Source organism: Herbaspirillum sp. GW103 (assembly GCF_000261365.1).
GTDB lineage: Bacteria > Pseudomonadota > Gammaproteobacteria > Burkholderiales > Burkholderiaceae_D > Herbaspirillum.
Genome location: NZ_AJVC01000005.1, coordinates 98,412 through 118,514 on the forward strand (window position 1 = coordinate 98,412; position 20,103 = coordinate 118,514).

At 61.2% G+C, this 20,103-nt stretch carries 18 protein-coding genes; 15 read left to right on the forward strand and 3 right to left on the reverse strand.

What is annotated here, in order from left to right; translation table 11 throughout:
• Nucleotides 1–57: 57 nt before the first annotated feature.
• The 5 genes from GWL_RS17620 to GWL_RS17640 all read left to right on the forward strand — a co-directional run bounded on the left by GWL_RS17620 (nt 58) and on the right by GWL_RS17640 (nt 3,919).
• Entirely contained in the window at nt 58–804 is a 747-nt protein-coding gene (locus tag GWL_RS17620; protein ID WP_008332731.1) for a GntR family transcriptional regulator, read from the forward strand.
• Nucleotides 805–856: 52 nt separating this feature from the next.
• A complete protein-coding gene (locus GWL_RS17625) occupies nt 857–1,639 on the forward strand; it encodes a transporter substrate-binding domain-containing protein (protein ID WP_008332732.1) in 783 nt (260 codons plus the stop codon).
• Nucleotides 1,640–1,879: 240 nt separating this feature from the next.
• Nucleotides 1,880–2,551, forward strand: coding sequence for an amino acid ABC transporter permease (locus GWL_RS17630; RefSeq protein ID WP_008332733.1), 672 nt, complete (start codon nt 1,880–1,882; stop codon nt 2,549–2,551).
• Nucleotides 2,548–3,204, forward strand: coding sequence for an amino acid ABC transporter permease (locus tag GWL_RS17635; RefSeq protein ID WP_008332734.1), 657 nt, complete (start codon nt 2,548–2,550; stop codon nt 3,202–3,204). The genes GWL_RS17630 and GWL_RS17635 overlap by 4 nt, the downstream gene beginning before the upstream one ends.
• Nucleotides 3,185–3,919: an amino acid ABC transporter ATP-binding protein gene (locus GWL_RS17640; RefSeq protein ID WP_008332735.1), complete on the forward strand. Its 735-nt coding sequence runs from the start codon at nt 3,185–3,187 to the stop codon at nt 3,917–3,919. Before GWL_RS17635 ends, GWL_RS17640 begins: the two co-directional genes overlap by 20 nt.
• A 109-nt stretch (nt 3,920–4,028) precedes the next feature.
• On the opposite strand, the gene GWL_RS17645 is transcribed toward GWL_RS17640, so the two are convergent.
• The gene (locus GWL_RS17645) at nt 4,029–4,574 is read right to left on the reverse strand and encodes a hypothetical protein (protein WP_008332736.1); all 546 of its coding nucleotides are present in this window, start codon (nt 4,572–4,574) and stop codon (nt 4,029–4,031) included.
• A gap of 302 nt (nt 4,575–4,876) precedes the next feature.
• Between GWL_RS17645 and GWL_RS17650 the strand changes: the two genes are divergently transcribed.
• The 5 genes from GWL_RS17650 (at nt 4,877) to puuE (ending at nt 10,561) form a co-directional block, all read left to right on the forward strand.
• Nucleotides 4,877–5,935: an adenosine deaminase gene (locus GWL_RS17650; protein WP_008332737.1), complete on the forward strand. Its 1,059-nt coding sequence runs from the start codon at nt 4,877–4,879 to the stop codon at nt 5,933–5,935.
• Between the two features lie 442 nt (nt 5,936–6,377).
• Nucleotides 6,378–7,118, forward strand: a complete 741-nt coding sequence (locus GWL_RS17655; RefSeq protein WP_008332749.1) for a GntR family transcriptional regulator — start codon at nt 6,378–6,380, stop codon at nt 7,116–7,118.
• A gap of 220 nt (nt 7,119–7,338) precedes the next feature.
• A complete protein-coding gene (locus GWL_RS17660; protein WP_008332751.1) occupies nt 7,339–8,790 on the forward strand; it encodes an NCS1 family nucleobase:cation symporter-1 in 1,452 nt (483 codons plus the stop codon).
• 39 nt (nt 8,791–8,829) lie between these two features.
• Nucleotides 8,830–9,564 (forward strand): aspartate/glutamate racemase family protein, encoded by a 735-nt coding sequence (locus tag GWL_RS17665; RefSeq protein ID WP_008332753.1) that lies wholly within the window; start codon nt 8,830–8,832, stop codon nt 9,562–9,564.
• Between the two features lie 64 nt (nt 9,565–9,628).
• Nucleotides 9,629–10,561, forward strand: a complete 933-nt coding sequence (gene puuE, locus GWL_RS17670) for an allantoinase PuuE (protein WP_008332755.1) — start codon at nt 9,629–9,631, stop codon at nt 10,559–10,561.
• A 970-nt stretch (nt 10,562–11,531) separates the two neighbouring features.
• Here the strand turns inward: puuE and GWL_RS17675 are convergent.
• Nucleotides 11,532–12,770, reverse strand: a complete 1,239-nt coding sequence (locus GWL_RS17675; RefSeq protein ID WP_008332757.1) for a urate hydroxylase PuuD — start codon at nt 12,768–12,770, stop codon at nt 11,532–11,534.
• Between the two features lie 304 nt (nt 12,771–13,074).
• Entirely contained in the window at nt 13,075–13,899 is an 825-nt protein-coding gene (locus GWL_RS17680; protein ID WP_034351360.1) for an outer envelope protein, read from the reverse strand.
• A gap of 695 nt (nt 13,900–14,594) precedes the next feature.
• On the opposite strand from GWL_RS17680, the gene GWL_RS17685 reads away from it, so the two are divergent.
• The 5 genes from GWL_RS17685 (at nt 14,595) to GWL_RS17705 (ending at nt 20,088) form a co-directional block, all read left to right on the forward strand.
• Nucleotides 14,595–15,635, forward strand: a complete 1,041-nt coding sequence (locus tag GWL_RS17685; RefSeq protein ID WP_008332763.1) for an ABC transporter substrate-binding protein — start codon at nt 14,595–14,597, stop codon at nt 15,633–15,635.
• A 45-nt stretch (nt 15,636–15,680) separates the two neighbouring features.
• Complete coding sequence (locus GWL_RS17690; RefSeq protein WP_008332765.1) at nt 15,681–16,466, forward strand: ABC transporter ATP-binding protein; 786 nt, start codon at nt 15,681–15,683, stop codon at nt 16,464–16,466.
• Between the two features lie 27 nt (nt 16,467–16,493).
• On the forward strand, nt 16,494–17,273 hold the full coding sequence (locus tag GWL_RS17695) for an ABC transporter permease (RefSeq protein WP_008332768.1): 780 nt from the start codon (nt 16,494–16,496) through the stop codon (nt 17,271–17,273).
• Nucleotides 17,274–17,450: 177 nt separating this feature from the next.
• Nucleotides 17,451–19,001: an ABC transporter ATP-binding protein gene (locus GWL_RS17700; RefSeq protein ID WP_008332769.1), complete on the forward strand. Its 1,551-nt coding sequence runs from the start codon at nt 17,451–17,453 to the stop codon at nt 18,999–19,001.
• Nucleotides 18,994–20,088: an ABC transporter permease gene (locus tag GWL_RS17705; protein WP_008332771.1), complete on the forward strand. Its 1,095-nt coding sequence runs from the start codon at nt 18,994–18,996 to the stop codon at nt 20,086–20,088. Before GWL_RS17700 ends, GWL_RS17705 begins: the two co-directional genes overlap by 8 nt.
• Nucleotides 20,089–20,103 lie beyond the last annotated feature (15 nt).

Genomic DNA, 20,103 nt, shown 5'->3' on the forward strand with positions numbered 1-20,103 from the left:
CTTGTTGTATGCCAATCTTGTATATCAGCGTGGCACACAACTTGCTGATGAGAGCTCATGAGCATCGATCCTTCCGCCAAGTCGTCGTCGCAGATTGCGGTCCGCATCACCGAGGCCATCCTCGCCAAGCAACTGGCGCCGGGGACCCGGTTGGGCGAACAGCAACTGGCCGACCTGTTCAGCGTCTCGCGCACCCAGGTACGCGAAGCGCTGACCCGGCTCATGGCGCGCGGCATCGTCACCGTCAGTGCGCGGCGCGGCTGGTTCGTCATCGAGCCGACTGCCGAACAAGCGCGTGAAGCCTTCGAGGCGCGCCGCGTGATCGAGCTGGGCCTGCTGCGCCAGGCGCGTGTGCGACCCATCAGTGCCCAGGCCATCGGCCAGCTGCGCGATCACATTGCACGCGAGGAGGCCGCCATTGCCGGGGCCGACGTGGGAGCACGCAGTTATCTGCTGGGCGACTTCCATGTCTGCCTGTGCGAATGCCTGGGCAACTCGCTGCTGTCGGAGACGCTGCGCGACCTGACCGCACGCACCACGCTCACGGCCATGCTGCACCAGTCGTCGGAACAGGCCGAGGATTCGTGTTCGGAACATGTATTGATCGTCCAGGCGCTGGAGCGCGGCGATCTGGAACAGGCGGAGCAACTGATGCAGGACCACCTGCAACACGTGGAATCAGGGCTCACCCAGGTGCGCAGCAGCGATCCGCTGGAACCGCTGCGGCAGGCGCTGGCGTCCGTCTCGCGGCAGGGGGCCGCCGGCGAGAGCGGACCAACGCGTCAGGAAAACAAACGGCCTTAGCCAGCGCATCGCACGGGCCACTCATCAACGTAGTCAACCAAGGGAAACTGCTATGAAACTGACCAAACTCCTGCTCGGCCTGATGGCCGGCGCCATGATGTTCTCCGCTTCGGCCGCCCGTGCCGACGCCCTGGACGATATCCAGAAGCACGGCACGCTGCGCGTGGCGGTGCCGGCCGACTTCCCGCCGTTCGGCTCGGTTGACAGCGACCTCAAGCCGCAGGGCCTCGACATTGACGTGGCCACCCTGATCGCCAAGAAGATGGGCGTGAAGGTCGAACTGATCCCGGTCTCCAGCGCCAACCGCATTCCCTACCTGACCACCAAAAAGGTCGACCTGGTCATCTCCAGCATGGGCAAGAATGCCGAGCGTGAAAAGGTGATCGACTTCAGCACTGCCTATGCTCCCTTCTTCAATGGTGTCTTCGGCCCGGCCGACCTGCCCGTCAAGAGTGCAGCCGATCTGGCCGGCAAGACCATTGCGGTGACCCGTGGCTCGGTGGAAGACCTGGAACTGACCAAGATCGTGCCCGCCTCGGCCACCGTGAAGCGCTACGAGGACAACAACAGCACCATCAGTTCCTTCCTCTCCGGTCAGGTGCAGCTGGTGGCCACCGGCAACGTGGTGGCTGCCGCCATCATCGCCAAGAACCCGCCCAAGAAGCCCGAGACCAAGTTCCTGATCAAGGATTCGCCTTGCTTCATCGGTCTGAACAAGGGTGAGAAGAAGCTGCAGGACAAGGTCGATGCCATCCTGGCCGAAGCCAAGAAGGATGGCAGCCTCAACGCCATCTCGCAGAAGTGGCTGGGCCTGCCCCTGCCGGCTGGCCTGTAATTTGCTGTATTGCCGTATTGCTGTATTGCTGCACACCTCAGGGGGTGCAGCAATACAGTGGCCAAAGAGCTCCGGTACAGTCTCGACACGACAGCAATACAGTAGCAGTACAGTAAAAATATAGTAGCGATACCTCCGCAATACAGCAGCAATACAGCAGCAATACAGTTTGATCCAGGCAGCAGGCAGGCGGACAACCCGGCAAACGCAGCATTTTCGAGGCAGGGCAGACACGACATCATGGCTTATCAATTCGATTTTCTTTCCACGCTCGACTACACCGACGTCATCGTCAAGGGTGTGGCGACCACCATCGAGCTCATCGCCATCGGCGGCGTGCTGGGCGTGGCCGTGGGCATCTTCGGTGCCTGGGCGCGCACGCAGGGGCCGGGCTGGCTCAAACCCATCGTCAGCGGCTATGTGGAGATCATCCGCAATACGCCCTTCCTGGTGCAGTTGTTCTTCATCTTCTTCGGTCTGCCTTCGCTGGACATCCACATCAGTGAAATCACGGCGGCGATCCTGGCCATGGTGATCAACCTGGGTGCCTACAGCACCGAAATCATTCGTGCCGGGGTGCAGGCGATTCCGCGCGGACAGATCGAGGCGGCGCAATCGCTGTCGATGTCGCGCGGGCAGATCTTCCGTCACATCATCCTGCGTCCGGCGCTGCAGAAGATCTGGCCGGCACTGTCTTCGCAGGTGGTCATCGTCATGCTGGGCTCGGCGGTGTGTTCGCAGATCGCGGTGGAAGAATTGTCCTTCGCGGCCAACTACATCCAGGGCCGCAACTTCCGCGCCTTCGAAGCCTACATCGTCGCCACCGCCCTCTACCTGGTGCTGGCCATCCTGCTGCGCCAGCTGCTGCGCCTGATCGGCAACTACTTCATCACTGCCCGGAGGTCCGCATGATCTCGTTTACCACCTGGGACATCGTCCGCAACCTGATGCTGGCGTGGCGCTGGACCATTCTCCTGTCACTGGTCACCTTCCTGCTCGGCGGGACGCTGGGCCTGATCATCCTGTTCATGCGCACCTCGCGCCAGAGCTGGCTGCGCATGACGGCGCGGCTCTACATCGAACTGTTCCAGGGTACGCCGCTGCTGATGCAGTTGTTCCTGGTGTTCTTCGGCATCGCGTTGTTCGGTCTCGAAGTGCCTGCCTGGCTGGCGGCGGGACTGGCGCTGATGTGCTGGAGCGCCTCCTATCTGGCCGAGATCTGGCGCGGCTGCGTGGAAGCCATTCCCAAGGGGCAGTGGGAAGCCTCCTCGGTGCTGGCCATGGGTTACTTCCAGCAGATGCGCTACATCGTGCTGCCGCAGGCTTTCCGCATTGCGATTGCACCGACGGTGGGATTTGGCGTGCAAATCATCAAGTCCACTGCGGTGACCTCCATCATCGGCTTCATCGAATTGTCCAAGGCCGGCACCGTCATCACCAACGCCACCTTCCGCCCCTTCACGGTGTTTGCCATCGTGGGTGCCTTCTACTTCGTGCTTTGCTGGCCGCTGTCCAAGTACAGCCAGTCTTTAGAAAGGAAATACAATGCCGCTCATCGCCATTGACAACGTCAAGAAACGCTTCGGCGACAACGAAGTCCTCAAAGGCATCAGCCTGGACGTCGAACCGGGTGAAGTGATCGCCATCATCGGCAAGAGCGGCTCGGGCAAGTCCACCCTCCTGCGCTGCATCAACGGCCTGGAGAGCATCGACGAAGGCAACATCAGCGTGGCCGGTGCCAAGCTGGGGGCGAGTGAACTGGAACTGCGCAACCTGCGCCTGAAGGTCGGCATGATCTTCCAGCAGTTCAACCTGTTCCCGCACCTCTCGGTGGGTCGCAACGTGATGATTGCGCCGATGATCGTCAAGGGCACGACCGAAGCCGAGGCCATGGCCATTGCCAAGGCCAATCTGGAGAAGGTCGGACTGGGTCACAAGTTCGATGCCTATCCGGATCAACTCTCCGGCGGCCAGCAGCAGCGCGTGGCGATTGCGCGTGCGCTGTCGATGAATCCTCAGGCGCTGCTATGTGACGAGATCACTTCGGCGCTGGATCCGGAACTGGTCAACGAAGTGCTCACCGTCATGCGCGGCCTGGCCAAGGAAGGCATGACGCTGCTGATGGTGACGCACGAGATGCGTTTTGCACGCGAGGTGTGCAACCGCCTGGTGTTCATGCACCAGGGCAAGGTGCATGAAATCGGACCGCCGGAAGAATTGTTCGGCAATCCCAAGACGCCGGAATTGCAGCAGTTCATCGGGATGACGCAGGGGGCTTGAAGCGGCAGCCGAAAGATCGTCAGAAAAAAGCCGAAGGCATGTTTTGCCTTCGGCTTTTTCATTCTTGGTCGGGGAGCATGCAGCCTCCCCCTGGAGAAGAGCCGGGATATCACCGTGCCACTTCACACACCTTGCTGTCATTCTCATAAAACACCACCGGCCCCGTGGTGAACCGGTCCTTGGGAATGGACACCATCAGATAGTCCTTGACGCGGTACGAGGCGCCCGAAGCAGGTGCGCGGTAGAGATAGTTCAGGCGCAGGGAGCCATCGCGCAAACGCACCGACAGCGGGGTGAAGATGTGTGGACGCTCGGCCGCATCCGGAGCGGTCATGCTGCGCGCCACCACCAGATATTGCTTGCGTTCGAAATGATCGGCCGAGGGACCGAAGGGGCGCTTGTCCTCCATCACCGGTGCCGGCTGCATCCAGCGATCCCAGTCGGCGCGGCTGCGGATGAGGGCGCAGAAGACCGGCTGGCGCTGCTCATCCCAGTTCTTCAGGAACCCCTGATACGAACCGCTCAGGACAGTCTTGTAAGGCACGACCGTCGGGTCCTCGGGCTCCGTCCACGGCATCATGGAACAGCCCGCCATGGCCGCCAGTACGGTGCCACCCAAGACCCACTGCATGCTTTGCGTGATCGACTTGCGCATTCGTTTCCCCCAAGAAGCTTAGCATTTAAACATGGCTGGCCCGATGCTGGCGAGATTTAGTTGCATCCCGGCCAAAGTCCCGCCCCGCGGGAGGCACAGCACTGCTGCTCAGAGCCCATGGCACCTCATTTGGTTCAGTGACCTGACGGCCTTTGGCTTTGTGGAGCCAGGTATGCGATTTGCGTGATAATGCGGGGTCCGGAAGGCGGCTATGCTGGCGCGGCGAGGTGTCGCGCGGTGCCAAGGAACACTCTCCCTGCGCACGCCTTCCCTGTTTCTGCCATTTTTGAAGGGTCGTTTCCATGAGCTCAGCTGTCATTTCTTCCTCCGCTACCGGCGCCGCGCTGGACGGTTTCATCGCCGGTCTGCCGAAAACCGAACTGCACCTGCACATCGAAGGCACGCTGGAACCCGAGCTGATGTTCGCCCTGGCCCAGCGCAACAACGTCGCCCTGCCCTACGCCTCGGTAGAGGACCTGCGTGCGGCCTACAACTTCAGCGACCTGCAGTCCTTTCTCGATCTGTACTACGCTGGTGCCAACGTGCTGCGCACCGAGCAGGACTTCTACGACATGACCGCCGCCTACATCGCACGTGCGCAAGCCGACAACGTGCGCCATGCCGAGATCTTCTTCGATCCGCAAACCCATACCGAGCGCGGCATTCCCATTGCCACCGTATTCGCCGGCATCGCCGCCGCCCTGCGCGATGCGCGCCGCCGCGATGGTTTCGGTAGCGTCATGATCATGTCGTTCCTGCGCCACCTGTCCGAAGAAGACGCCTTCGCCACGCTGGACGCAGCCCTGCCGCTGCGTGAGCAATACGCCGACCTGTGGCTGGGCATCGGCCTGGATTCTTCCGAACGCGGCAACCCGCCGGAGAAGTTCGAACGCGTCTACGCGCGCTGCCGCGAACTGGGCTTGCGCCTGGTGGCCCATGCCGGTGAAGAAGGTCCGGCCGCCTACGTGATCGGCGCACTCGACGTGCTGCACGTCGAACGCATCGACCACGGCGTGCGCAGCGAGGAAGATCCGGCCCTGATGCAGCGCCTGGCGCAACAGCGCACCCCACTGACGGTGTGCCCGCTGTCCAACCTCAAGCTGTGCGTGGTCAAGGACATGGCCGAACACAACCTGGCACGCCTGCTCGATGCCGGCCTGGCCGTAACCGTCAACTCCGACGATCCGGCCTACTTCGGCGGCTACATGAACGCCAATTACCACGCCGTCACCCGCGCGCTGAACCTCTCGCGCGAGCAGGTGCTGCAACTGGCCCGCAATGGCATCGATGCCTGCTTCCTCTCCGACGAAGACAAGACCACCCTGCATCAGGAGCTGGAACAGTACGCCGCCAGCCACTGAGCAAGCCACGTCGTCAATCACCACGCCCGGCCCTGCGCCGGGCGTTTTCGCATCCCCGACGGTCAAGCACACTTCTTGCATGAGTGTGCGTGGGGATTGGCAACGGTCCGGACGCCGTTTTGCGGCGCACCTCCTGCGCCATTGACCACACATTTTTGCCGCAATCGAACACACAGATTGACAACAATTTCTGAAATAAAGATTACGCCATGCAGCATGGGCTCCACTATTGGCTACAAGGGAAGATTGCGTTATCGGCGCTGCGCTGCAGCATCGAAAGTCTTGCCTGCGCTGACCCAAAGCGGGTCACACGCCTCTCTTTTTGGTGCAGAATGAGCCCCATTTTGTTGCAAATATTTTTTCAGATTGTTGACGATCCATGCGCCTCGTTGTTGACCGGCAAGACCCTCCCGACAGTCATTCCAGCCAGAGCATGAGCATCATGAACAAAGCCAGCAAAACCGCACGCTCCCCTGCCGCCCCGGCGCGTGCCAGTGCGCGCGAGCGCGAAAGTACGGGCGCGGTGGAGGAAAGGATGTACCAGGACATCTACGACGCCATCATGGAACATCGGCTGCCGCCGCGAACCAAGTTGACCGAGCAGACCCTGTGCCAGATCTACGATACGGCCCGCCACACGGTGCGCAAGGTGCTCTCGCGCCTGGCCTCGGAGGGCATGGTCGATCTGGAGGCCAACCGTGGCGCCTTCATCGCCAGTCCTTCGCATGCCGAGGTGCGCGACATGTTCGAGCTGCGCAACATCCTCGAACACGCAGTGCTGGAGAAGGTCGGGCGCGAGGCCGGTACGCGCCAGATTGCCGGCTTGCGGCGCATGGTGGAAGAGGAGCGGGATTGTTACCTCAACGGTGACCGGCCGCGCTGGATCCGGCTTTCCGCCCAGTTCCACCTGGCGCTGGCGGAGCTGACCGGCAATGCGCTGCTGGTGGAGACGCTGCGCAAGCTGGTCTCGCGCACCACGCTGATGATCGCCAAGACGGAGGCACCGGGCCACAACGCCTGCTCCTTCGATGAACACGAGACCGTGCTGGAAGCGCTGGAAAAAGGTGACGTTGCCGCTGCCCAGTCGCATATGGCACATCACTTGCATTTGTGCGAGGACCGGGTGCGGCCGGATGCGGATGATCAGTTCGATCTGCGCGCCGTGCTCGGCAAGGGACTGTGACCCACGGGCCGGCGCGCACACCCTGACCTTTCCGACAGGAAGCGTCAGGAAGATGGAAGAAGGAAGTGAGAAACAGAACAGGGCCACGTCGCGCGGCTCGATACAGACCGTGTGACCACCACCATGCCGACAAGAGCATGCAGGAAGTCCGTTGAACAGCCCGGCTGAGGCCGGGCGTGATTCGTTTCGCCCCACCCTTTCTCTTTGATGGAGACCGGCCATGACTACCGATGCTTCCCCCTCCGCTGCACCCGGCGCCTATATCGCCGGCGCCGACGACGCGCGCCTGATCAATGAAGACCTTGCCCCGCTGAAGAAGCAGACCTGGGGTTCCTACAACATCTTTGCCTTCTGGATGTCCGACGTGCACAGCGTCGGCGGCTACGTCTTTGCCGGCAGCCTGTTCGCGCTGGGCCTGACCAGCTGGCAGGTGCTGATCTCGCTGCTCATCGGCATCAGCATCGTCTATCTGCTGTGCAACCTGGTGGCGCGTCCCAGCCAGGCGCATGGCGTGCCCTATCCGGTGATGAGCCGGCTGTCCTTTGGCGTCCTGGGTGCCAACGTCCCGGCCATGATCCGCGGCCTGATCGCGGTGGCCTGGTACGGCATCCAGACCTACCTGGCCTCGGCCGCCTTCGTGGTGGTGGTGCTGAAGTTCTTCCCTGAACTGAAGCCCTATGCCGATGTTCACGTGCATTCCTTCGCCGGTCTCTCTACGCTGGGCTGGGGCGGCTTCCTGCTGCTGTGGGTGCTGCAGGCACTGGTGTTCTGGAACGGCATGGAAACCATCAAGAAGTTCATCGACTTTGCCGGTCCGGCGGTCTATGTGGTCATGTTCATCCTGGCCGGCTGGATGATCTACAAGGCTGGCTGGCAGAACGTGGGCCTGAACCTGGGCGAGATCAAGTACAGCGGCTGGGCGGCCGTCTCGGTGATGATTACGGCCATCTCGCTGGTGGTGTCCTATTTCTCGGGGCCGATGCTCAACTTCGGCGACTTCTCCCGCTACTGCCATACTTTCGCCGATGTGAAGCGCGGCAACTTCTGGGGCCTGCCGGTCAACTTCCTGGCGTTCTCGATAGTAACGGTGGTGACGACTTCGGCCACCATTGCCGTGTTCGGAGAACTGATCACCGACCCGGTGGAAACGGTCTCGCGCATCGACAGCACCACAGCTGCGGTGATTGGCGCGCTGACCTTCCTGACGGCCACCATTGGCATCAACATCGTGGCCAATTTCGTCTCTGCGGCGTTCGACTTTTCCAATCTCTCGCCCAGCCGCATCAGCTGGCGTGCCGGCGGCATGATCGCGGCCACCGCGTCGATCTTCATCACGCCCTGGAACCTGTTCGGCAATCCGGAAGTGATCCATTACACGCTCGATGTGCTGGGGGGCTTCATTGGCCCGCTGTACGGCATCCTGCTGTCGGACTACTACCTGGTCAAGCAGCGCCAGGTAAAGGTCGAGGACCTCTACACCATGCGTCCCGAAGGCCGCTACTGGTACACCAATGGCGTCAACCGTGATGCGGTCAAGGCGCTGGTGCTGGCCGCTGCCGTCTGCGTGGCCTGCGTGATGCTGCCGCAGCTGCGAAAAGCAGCGGACTTCTCCTGGTTCATCGGTGCGGCGCTGGGCGCGGTGTTTTACCTGATGTTCGCGCGCAAGCGCTGAGCGTCGCTGACCTGGACTTCATTGCATCGAGGAACAAGCATGCGCATCAAGCTGATCAATCCCAACACCACCATGAGCATGACCGAGGCCATGACGGCCTGTGCCCGCCAGGTGGCGGCCCCCGGCACCGAGATCACGGGCGTGAGTCCGCAGATGGGACCGGCCTCGATCGAGAGCCACTATGACGAGGCGCTGGCCGTGCCGGGGCTGCTGGAGGAAATCGAGCGGGGTGAGCGCGAGGGCGTGGATGCCTACGTGATTGCCTGTTTCGGCGATCCTGGTTTGTCAGCGGCGCGTGAGCTGGCGCGGGGACCGGTGATCGGGATTGCGGAAGCGGCGATGCACATGGCCAGCCTGGTCGCCCCCTCCTTCTCGGTGGTGACCACGCTGGCGCGCACCAGCGGCATGGCCTGGCATCTGGCCGAACGTTACGGCATGCAGCGTTTTTGTCGTAACGTGCGGGCCTGCGAGATTGCGGTGCTGGAGCTGGAGAATCCGGCGTCCGATGCGCGGGCGCGCATTACCGAGGAGTGCCGGCGGGCGCTGGCCGAGGACGGGGCCGAGGCCATCGTGCTGGGCTGTGCCGGCATGGCCGACCTGTGTGCGGCCATTGGCCGCGACATTGGTGCGCCGGTGATCGATGGCGTGACCGCAGCGGTCAAGCTGGCGGAGTCGCTGGTGGCGCTGGGGCTGGGCACGGCCAAGGGTGGTGAATGGGCGCGGCCCTTGCCCAAGGCTTATCATGGATTGCTCAGCGGTTTTGCCCGTGTCTGATTTCCCATGCGGTGCTGTTGTCCGGCGCTGCGATTTCTTTTCTTGACAGCCAAACGAAGAACTTATGTCACAGCAACAAACTTATCCTCGCGACCTGGCCGGTTATGGCCGCAACCCGCCGCATGCGCGCTGGCCTGGCCAGGCGCGGGTGGCTTTGCAATTCGTGCTCAATTATGAAGAAGGCGGCGAGAATTGCGTCTTGCATGGCGATCCTGCGTCGGAGCAATTCCTTTCCGAGATCGTGGGCGCGGCGGCTTATCCGGCGCGGCACATGTCGATGGAATCGATTTACGAATATGGGTCGCGGGTGGGGGTGTGGCGCATCCTGCGCGAGTTCGAGAAGCGTGGTCTGCCGATGACGATCTTTGGCGTGGCCACGGCCTTGCAGCGTTCGCCTGATGTGACCCAGGCGTTCCAGGAATTGGGGCATGAGATCGCTTGCCATGGCTTGAAGTGGATTCATTATCAGAACATGGATATCGAGACCGAGCGGGCGCATATGCAGGAGGCGGTGCAGATTTTCCGTGAGCTCACCGGGAGCGCGCCGCTGGGCTGGTATACGGGGCGGGATTCGCCCAATACGCGGCAGCTGGTGGTGGAACACGGTGGCTTTGCGTATGACTCGGATTATTACGGGGATGATCTGCCGTTCTGGATGGAGGTGGAAACCAGTGCCGACGTGAAGGTGCCGCATCTGGTGGTGCCTTATACGCTGGACTCCAATGACATGCGGTTTGCTACGCCGCAAGGGTTCAACACCAGCGAGCACTTCTACCAGTACCTGAAGGATAGTTTCGACGTGCTCTATGAAGAGGGTGAAGAGGCTCCGAAGATGCTATCCATCGGGATGCACTGCCGCCTGCTCGGACGGCCCGGACGATTCCGTGCTCTCCAACGCTTCCTCGATTACGTGCAGTCACACGACAAGGTCTGGATTTGCCGACGCATCGATATTGCTGAACATTGGAAGAAGACGCATCCTTTTTCGGAGCGCTGATTTATTCTTTTTTGGAATGAGTCTGTACCGCCTGGGGGTTTATCCTTGGGCGGTATTTTTTTGGTTCAGCGGTGGTTTTCAGGTTTGGGGTAGTCTGCACGGAATTTCTTCCTGCGCTCTAGCTTAATTCTTATCTCTCTCCGGTCGGGAGGACGCGCCGGGGGCGGCCCGGCAGCCGCTCACTTTTCTTGTCTCGCCAAGAAAAGTAAGCAAAAGAAGGCGACCGCAACTGCACCGCCCTCCTTCGGAGGGTCCCCGCTTCAGAGACCAATAAAACGGGAAAAATAGAGTCGCTTCGCTCCGACTATTTTTCTGATCCGTTTTATTGGTCTCTGAAGCGGCGGCGCAGATGCGGACGGCCGAGACGGCTCGCCTTCGGCATCGCAATATCTCCGACTCGCCTTCGGCTTTGCCTTGGTGTTCTTTAGCCTTCAATACGTCGCTGCGCGACTACTCAGGACGAACGGACGGAAATTATTTAAACAAAAACCAAAACCAAAAAAACAAAAAAACAAAAGAACAAAAAAGGAAAAACCCAAAACCCAGAGCGGGAGTTGGAAGGATCAAAAGGTCGATGCCGCAGGCGAGCCAACCCAAAGCCGAAGGCGAGTCGGAGACCGGGCGAGGCCGCAGGCGAGCCCGAGTGGACTTTCCCCATAGAGCCAGCCGTCGCAGCGGAGCGAAAAGTGGATCAGAAGGATAGTCGGAGCGAAGCGACTCTATCCTTCCCACTTTTCGCTTCGCTGCGACGGGGACCCTCCGCAGGAGGGCTGGCTCTTTGGGGTCGCCTTCTTTTGCTTACTTTTCTTGGCGAGACAAGAAAAGTGAGCGGCTGCCGGGCCGCCCCCGGCGCGTCCTCCCGACCGGAGAGAGACAAGAATTAAGCTAGAGCGCAGGAAAGCAATCCGTGCAGACTACCCAAAAACAAAAAACAAAAACCAAGCCCGCCAAGCCCCCCCCAAAAAAAACATCACTTAACGGGAGCACCATTTTCAAACCACTTCCCGATGATGGCGCGTTCATCATCGGTGATATGGGTCATGTTCCCGAGAGGCATGGCCTTCTGCACGACGGCCTGTTGATAAATCTGTTGTGCATGCTGGGAGATATGTTCAGGAGAGTCCAGCAAGATGCCTTTGCCGGGAACGGGCATGAGGGTAGGTTGAGCGGCATGGCACTGAATACAGCGTGCCTGGATGACTTGTTGAACCTGAGCGAACGATCCGACGGGTTCATTGCTGGCTGCGCCGGTCGCCGATGTATTGGTCGCTGAAGGAGCCGCTGGCTTGGCCTGCATGGCCGGACTCATCCACAGGATCACTGCCAGCAGCAAGCCCACGGCGATTCCCGGGTACCACCAGTTGTAGACGCCCTTGTGCCGCAACACGAAGAACTGCCGGATCAAGGCACCGGCGGCCATGATGCACAACAAGACCACCCAGTTATGCGGCGCGCTGTAGGTCATGCTGTAGTGATTGGACAGCATGGCAAACAGCACTGGCAAAGTGAAGTAGGTATTGTGGACGCTGCGCTGCTTGCCCCGCTTGCCGTGAATTGGATCAGGCGCCTGCCCGGCCCGCATGGAAGCCACCATCTTGCGCTGCCCCGGAATGATCCACACCAGCACGTTCGCGCTCATGATGGTCGCCAGCGAAGCCCCGCTGATGAGGAAGGCAGCGCGCCCCGAGAACAGATGACAAGCCGCCCACACCGACACGATCACCTGCAAGCCCACCAACAGATTGACCAGACGATCCGCCCCCGGCCGATCCCCGATGGTGCTGCAGATCGCGTCATAGATCAGCCAGTTGAAGACCAGGAAGGCAATCGCCGTTCCACCCGCCATCGACGCCGACATGTCGAACACATTGCGATCCACCAGGAACACGTTCGCATTGAAGAGATACAGCAGCGAGAACAAGGCAAAGCCTGACAGCCACGTACTGTAGGACTCCCAATAGAACCAGTGCAGATGCTCCGGCAACACCTTGGGTGCAAGCAGATACTTCTGCGGATTGTAGAAACCTCCCCCATGCACCGCCCACAACTCGCCCCCCACCCCCTTCTCCTTCAACTCCGGATCGGTCGGTGCCACCAGACTGTTGTCCAGCCAGACGAAGTAGAACGAAGACCCGATCCAGGCAATCGCCGTGATCACATGCAGCCAGCGCAGCAGCAGATTGAGCCAGTCAAGTAGGTATGCTTCCATGATGCTCCGCTCTCAAATCCCTATCGATGACGAAGGCCGCAACACGCGCACCTCCACCCTGTTCAAAACCCAGCAATTAGATATCAGCCCGGCCGATACCATATGCCTGCAAACATATAGACAGCATATGTCTGCACCCATATCAACATGAGCACGCCCGGCCCCACCTGCTGCAATACAGTGTAGCCAATCGCCACCCGACTCACATGTCACTGCCTGCACTGCACCGGACGCCCAACAAAAATGCCGGATCCGAAGACCCGGCATCGCCATGATGCTGCAAGCAGCCGGATCGACCGGACGCTTAGAAGTGGTACTCCGCGCGCACCATCGGGGTCTTGGCCAGCGAACCGGCGACAGTGTTCGGATTGCCGAACTTGTTGCGCCAGTACTGGTACTCCAGACCCACGCGCAGCTTGTTCTTGCCCAAGCCCATCGAGGTACCCAGGTCATACATGACCTGACCATCGAAGTTCACTTCGGGCGAGGTCGGACCACCGAACTCGTTCTTGCCCTTGGCCGCAATATAGTTCATGTAGCCTTCGAAGGCCCAGCCCGAACCACCCAGCGGGATACCCCAGGCCAGGTTCAGCATCGGGTGAGTAGCGTACTCGTAGCGACTCGTCACACCGATGGGCTTGTTGCTCTCGAACAGCGCCAGCACGCTCACGTTCAGGAAACCAGGCACATCCATCATCAGGGTCGGACCGACCACCCACATGCGCTTCTTGGAGGCGTAGCTGTTGTCGTTCTTGGTGTTCCAGTCAAAGCCCAGGGTCAGACCGACACCACGTGCCGGGCCGAAGGAAAGGTCCTTGCCGCTGATCTTGCCGATATCCAGCGTATTGCGATAGACGACGTAGAATTCCGTGGCATTGTCATTCTTGTTGTCCGACAGCAGCATGTCGATGTTGAGGAAATTGGTACCGTACTTGTAACCATCGGAGTGCTGGAGGTTGACGATGTTCTTGCTGATGTCCTTCGAATTGAAGGGCTCGGCAAACTTCGTGCCGTAACGGTAGCCGATCGAGGTGTCCGACCAGTCCAAGGCATGAGCCGACATGCTGATTGCGGACGAAGCAACCACCGCCGCCATCATCCAGTACTTCCCCTTGATACCCTTCTTCATAAGTTTCTCCCTGTATTGCTTGTCTAAAAAAAATGGCTGTTGATCCGGTGCCCGGTTCGCATCCTGCGGCGCACTGCGCTCTCCCCGCCACAGCATCGAGATCCGGACACCTCGTGTGCTTGCCTTCGTCAAATCAGGTCTGGCCCATTGCTGACAGCGCTGCCGACACCCGCACCGACGGCAGCGTTTACGCAAAGCCCGTGCCAGCCCCCAGACCGGCCCCTCCGGCCGGCACGCGGCCATGCCCAACGCGAGTGAACTGCCGCCCCGATGGTCAAGGTCGCGCGCGCGCCGGGGCGCAATCCTAGCCGAGTCCGGCCACTTTCCCAAGCCCTCTCACCACTTTCCCCAGCTTGGCTACTCGCATTGTCGACAATCACAACAAGCCGATGCGATACGACAAAAGCCGCCAGGAGGCGCACACCATCGGCCTTCCAGCCCTGCAAGTCCATTTTTTTTAGTGCATCTTTTTCTACTTAGGTGCAGACAAGCACCAAATTGTTGCAAATGAATTTTTTGATTGTCGACAAAAATAACGGGCGCTGTCGATCATCCGGACCGGCTCTTGCCGACGTCCTTGCGCCTGCAACGGCAGGGCAAGGAGCGCGGACGCGAACTGTCCCCAGGCTTGGCACATTAAATGCTATTGAAGCTGCAGGATCCGACATTCAAACGACCAGGGAAGGAAGTCCACCGTGCAATCCAGCAAGCTCTTCAAACTCGGCATCAGCCTCTTCAGCCTCATGCTGGCCGCCAGCTCCTCGCTGGCCCAGGCGCAGGACACCAAGATCAAGTTCCAGCTGGACTGGCGCTTCGAAGGGCCGGCCGCCCTGTTCCTGGTGGCCAAGTCCAAGGGTTACTTCGCGCAGGAAAAACTGGATGTCACCATCGACGCCGGCAACGGTTCGGGCAACGCCGTCAATCGCGTGGCCTCCGGCACCTATGACATGGGCTTTGCCGACATGGCCGCGCTGATGGAATTCACGGCCAACAACCCCGATGCCCCTGGCAAGCCGGTGGCGGTCATGATGGTCTACAACGACACGCCGGCGGCCGTGTTCTCGCTCAAGAAATCCGGCATCAAGAAACCGGCCGATCTGGCCGGCAAGAAACTGGGCGCACCGGTGTTCGATGCCGGTCGCCGTGCCTATCCCATCTTTGCCAAGGCCAATGGCCTGGACGCCGCCAAGGCACAGTGGACCAGCATGGACCCGCCGCTGCGCGAGACCATGCTGGCGCGCGGCGACGTGGATGCCATCACCGGCTTCTACTTCACCTCGCTGCTGAACCTCAATGCGCGCGGCATCAAGGATGAAGACATCAACGTGATGATGTATCCGGACTACGGCGTGCGCCTGTATGGCAATGCCATCATCGCCTCCGACACCATGATCAGGAACAAGCCGGAAGCCATCAAGGGCTTCCTGCGCGCCTTCGCCAAGGCCAGCCGCGACGTGATGGCCAACCCGGAAGCGGCCATCAAGGTCTTGAAGGAACGTGACGGCCTGATTGACGAGAAACTGGAACTGCGCCGCCTGAAGCTGGCCATCGCCAGCGCCATCGCCACGCCGCACGCAAAATCGGAAGGCTATGGCCAGGTCTACGGCCCGCGCCTGACCCTCATGGCCTCCCAGGTTTCGGACGCCTATGGCACCAAGACCCGCGTCAACGCCGACAAGATCTGGAATGGCAGTTTCCTGCCCTCCAGGACCGAGCTGGACGTGTTCCCCAAGTAAATCATTTATATCGTTTACTCAACCCATCTTCACCCGACTGCATTCATGAGCGAACCCTTCGTCGATTTCCGCCACGTCTACCTGGCCTATGATGGCGCCGCCGACTTTGCGGTGGAAGACATCGACCTGCAGACCCGCGCCGGTGAATTCATCGCCATCGTCGGGCCCTCCGGCTGCGGCAAGTCGACCTTCATGAAACTGGCCACGGGCTTGAAACAACCCAATCGCGGCAGCGTGGTGATCAATGGCCAGACGGTCAGCGGGCCGCTCAAGTTCGTCGGCATGGCCTTTCAGGCGCCCACCCTGTTGCCGTGGCGCACGACACTGGAGAACGTGCTGCTGCCGCTGGAAATCGTCGAGCCCTACCGGCACGACTTCAAGCAGAAGAAGGCCGAATACATCGAGCGTGCAAAGAAGTTGCTCAAGACCGTGGGGCTGGACGGTTATGCCGACAAGTTTCCCTGGCAACTCTCGGGTGGCATGCAGCAGCGTGCCTCGATCTGCCGCGCGCTGATCCATGAACCCAAGATGCTGTTGCTGGACGAGCCCTTCGGCGCGCTCGATGCCTTCACCCGCGAAGAACTGTGGTGCGTGCTGCGCGACCTGTGGGCCGAGCGCCGCTTCAACGTCATCCTGGTCACGCACGACCTGCGCGAGGCGGCCTTCCTGGCCGACACCATCTACGTGATGAGCAAGCGGCCAGGCCGTATCGTGGTTCGACGCGACAATCCGCTGCCGCGCCCCTGCCCGCTGGAAACCACCTATACCGACGGCTTCAACGCGCTGGTACATGAGCTGCGCGAGCACATCGGCCACGTGCGCAATACCTGACCACCCACGGCCCGGCCAAGGAAACTCATGAAAACTCCGTTCAACGGCAAACTCAATCGCGCCGCCACCACGCTGGCGCCCTGGTTCCTGCTCGTCGCCATCCTGGGCGTGTGGCAGTTCATCTGCAGCGTGTGGCAGGTCTCCGACTTCATCTTCCCCAGTCCGGCCTCCATCCTGCAGGCCATGGTGGATTACGCCGGCCCGATTACCGAGCACGCGCTTTCTACCTTTTGGGTCACCATGGTGGGCTTCGCCATCGCCGTGGTGGTCGGTGTGACGCTGGGCCTGGTGATCGGATCTTCACCCATGCTGTATGCCGCCGCCTATCCGCTCATGACGGCCTTCAATGCCTTGCCCAAGGCGGCTTTCGTGCCGGTGCTGGTGGTCTGGTTCGGCATCGGTGCGGGACCGGCGATCCTGACAGCCTTCCTGATTTCCTTCTTCCCGATCATGGTCAACATCGCCACCGGCCTGGCCACGCTGGAACCGGAGCTGGAAGACGTGCTGCGGGTACTGGGTGCGCGCCGCATGGACATCCTGCTCAAGGTCGGCCTGCCGCGCTCCATGCCCTACTTCTTTGCCTCACTGAAGGTGGCCATCACGCTGGCCTTCGTGGGCTCGACCGTCTCTGAAATGAATGCCTCCAACCAGGGCATCGGCTACCTGCTGGTCTCGGCCGGCTCCTCGATGAAGATGCCGCTGGCCTTTGCCGGGCTGGTGGTGATCGGTGCCATGGCCATGGCCATGTACGAGCTCTTTGCCATCATCGAGAAACGCACCACCGGTTGGGCGCATCGCGGAAAATGAGGTAAATCCGGCTTTGCGCTGCTGTCGCGGCGGAAATCCCGGCAAAAGCGGTATGCGGCGCAGCGCAATTTGTCTATGATGTCGCGCGTGCGAGCCGCCGGGGGCGCTCGCGGTGGCCGCAGGCACGCGGACCGCTGCAGTACGACATGACGACAACCATCACCACAGGGAAATCACGTGAGCGCAGTTCCACTCCGTCTTGAAATCAACCAGGTACGCAAGGCCTATCCGGGCGTGCTGGCCAATGACGATGTCAGCCTGGCGGTGGCGCCCGGCGAGATCCACGCCGTGCTGGGGGAGAACGGTGCGGGCAAGTCCACCCTGATGAAGATCATCTTCGGCGCGGTCAAGCCCGATGCCGGCGAAATCCGCTGGAACGGCGAGGCGGTACAGATCGCCAATCCGCAGGTGGCGCGCAAGCTGGGCATTGCGATGGTGTTCCAGCATTTCTCGCTGTTCGACACCCTCACCGTGACCGAGAACATCGCCCTGGGCCTGGACGCCAGGACCGATCTGAAGGAACTGGCCGAACGCATCACCCGCACCGGCGAAAAATACGGCCTGGAGCTGGAACCGCAGCGCCACGTCCATACCTTGTCGGTCGGCGAGCGCCAGCGCGTGGAGATCGTGCGCGCGCTGCTGACCGAACCGCAACTGCTGATCCTGGATGAGCCGACCTCGGTGTTGACGCCGCAGGCGGTGGAGAAACTCTTCGTGACCCTGCGTCGCCTGGCCGATGAGGGTTGCAGCATTCTCTACATCAGCCACAAACTCGACGAAATCCGCGCACTGTGTCACAGCGCTACCGTCATGCGCGGTGGCCGCGTGACCGGCAACTGTGATCCGCGCAATGAAAGCAGCGCCAGCCTCTCGCGCATGATGATCGGTGACGAACTGGTGCGCCTGCAGCGCGAGCGCAATCCCGATTCGCTGCGCAACGAGCGCAAGCTGCACGTGAACCGTCTCTCGCTGCCCAAGGCGCATCTGTTTGCCACCGAACTCAAGGACATCGAATGCGAAGTGCGCGCCGGTGAGATCGTCGGCATCGCCGGGGTCTCGGGCAACGGCCAGCAGGAACTGCTGGCGGCGCTGTCCGGGGAAGACCAGCGCGCCGCCCCCAACATGATCCTGCTCGCCGGCAAGACGGTGGGCAATCTCTCGCCCAATCCGCGCCGCGCGGCGGGTCTGGGCCTGGTGCCGGAAGAACGCCTGGGACGCGGCGCCGTGCCGACTCTGTCGCTGACGGCCAACATGCTGCTATCGCATCAGAAGGCCCCTTACGTGAAGCGCGGCATGATCGATTTCGGCTTCACCCGCCGTGCGGCGGCATCCATCATCGAGCGTTTCAAGGTCAAGGCGGCAGGACCGGATGCGCCGGCCAAGAGCCTCTCGGGCGGCAATCTGCAGAAATTCATCGTCGGCCGCGAAATGGAGCGCAAGCCTGCGGTCTTCGTGGTCGCCCAGCCGACCTGGGGCGTGGATGTGGGCGCGGCGGCCCAGATCCATGGCGAAATCTTGAAACTGAAACAGGAAGGTTGTGCCGTGCTGGTGATCTCGGAAGAACTGGATGAATTGTTCGCCTTGTGCGATCGACTGCACGTCATCGCCAAGGGGCGCCTGTCGCCCTCCATTCCGATTGAACAGGCCACGCGCGAGCAGGTCGGCGTGTGGATGAGCGGCTTGTGGGATGAACCGGCGGCAGCCGCTACGGAGGTGCGTCATGGCTGAACGCTTGAGCTTCCCCCTGCGACTGGAACTGCGCGGTGCGCCGTCCAGGACCATGACCTATCTCTCGCCGGTGATCGCCATCATCGCCACGCTGTTGCTCGGTGCGCTGCTGTTCCTGGCGCTGGGCAAGGATCCGCTGGCCGGGCTGAAGGTGTTCCTGGTCGATCCCTTCAATGGCAAGCGCGCCATCAGCGAACTGCTGTTGAAATCGGTGCCGCTGATCCTGTGCGCACTGGGGCTGGCAGTGTGCTTCCGCGCCAGCATCTGGAATATCGGTGCCGAAGGCCAGTTCACGGTCGGTGCGCTCTGTTCGGGTGCCATGCTGGTGTGGCTGGATGTGCCGGGGCATGGCATCTCCGGCGGCATGGGGCTGGTCCTGATGATCGTGGCCGGCATCATCGGCGGCGCCTTGTGGGCAGCCATCACGGCCTTCCTGCGCGACCAGTTCAATGCCAATGAGATCCTGGTGTCGCTGATGCTGACCTATGTGGCGCAGCTGCTGCTGATGTGGGCCGTGAACGGTCCGCTGAAGGATCCCAATGGCATGAACTTCCCGCAGTCCAAGGTGTTCTCCAGCGAATTCATGTTGCCCATGCTGATATCCGGCACGCGCCTGCACATCGGCTTTGCGGTGGCCATCGTAGCGGCCGTGTTGATGGCGATCTTCATGATGCGCAGCCTGCGCGGCTTCTCGCTCATGGTCGGTGGCGTGGCTCCGCATGCGGCGCGCTATGCGGGCTTCTCGGCGCGCTCGGCCTTGTGGGTGTCGCTGCTGATCTCGGGTGCCTTTGCCGGGCTGGCCGGAGCCTTCGAGATCGCCGGTCCGATCGGCCAGTTGTTGCCCTCGGTGTCGCCGGGCTATGGCTTTGCGGCCATCATCGTGGCCTTCATCGGGCGCCTGCATCCCATCGGGGCAATCCTCGGCGGACTGATCATGTCGCTGCTGTATCTGGGCGGCGAGCTGGCGCAATCGCGTCTGGGGCTGCCCTCGGCCATCACCGGGGTGTTCCAGGGCATGCTGCTGTTCCTGCTGCTGGCCTGCGATACGCTCATCGATTACCGCCTGGCGTGGAAAAAGAAAGTCTAAGGAATCAGGACAGGA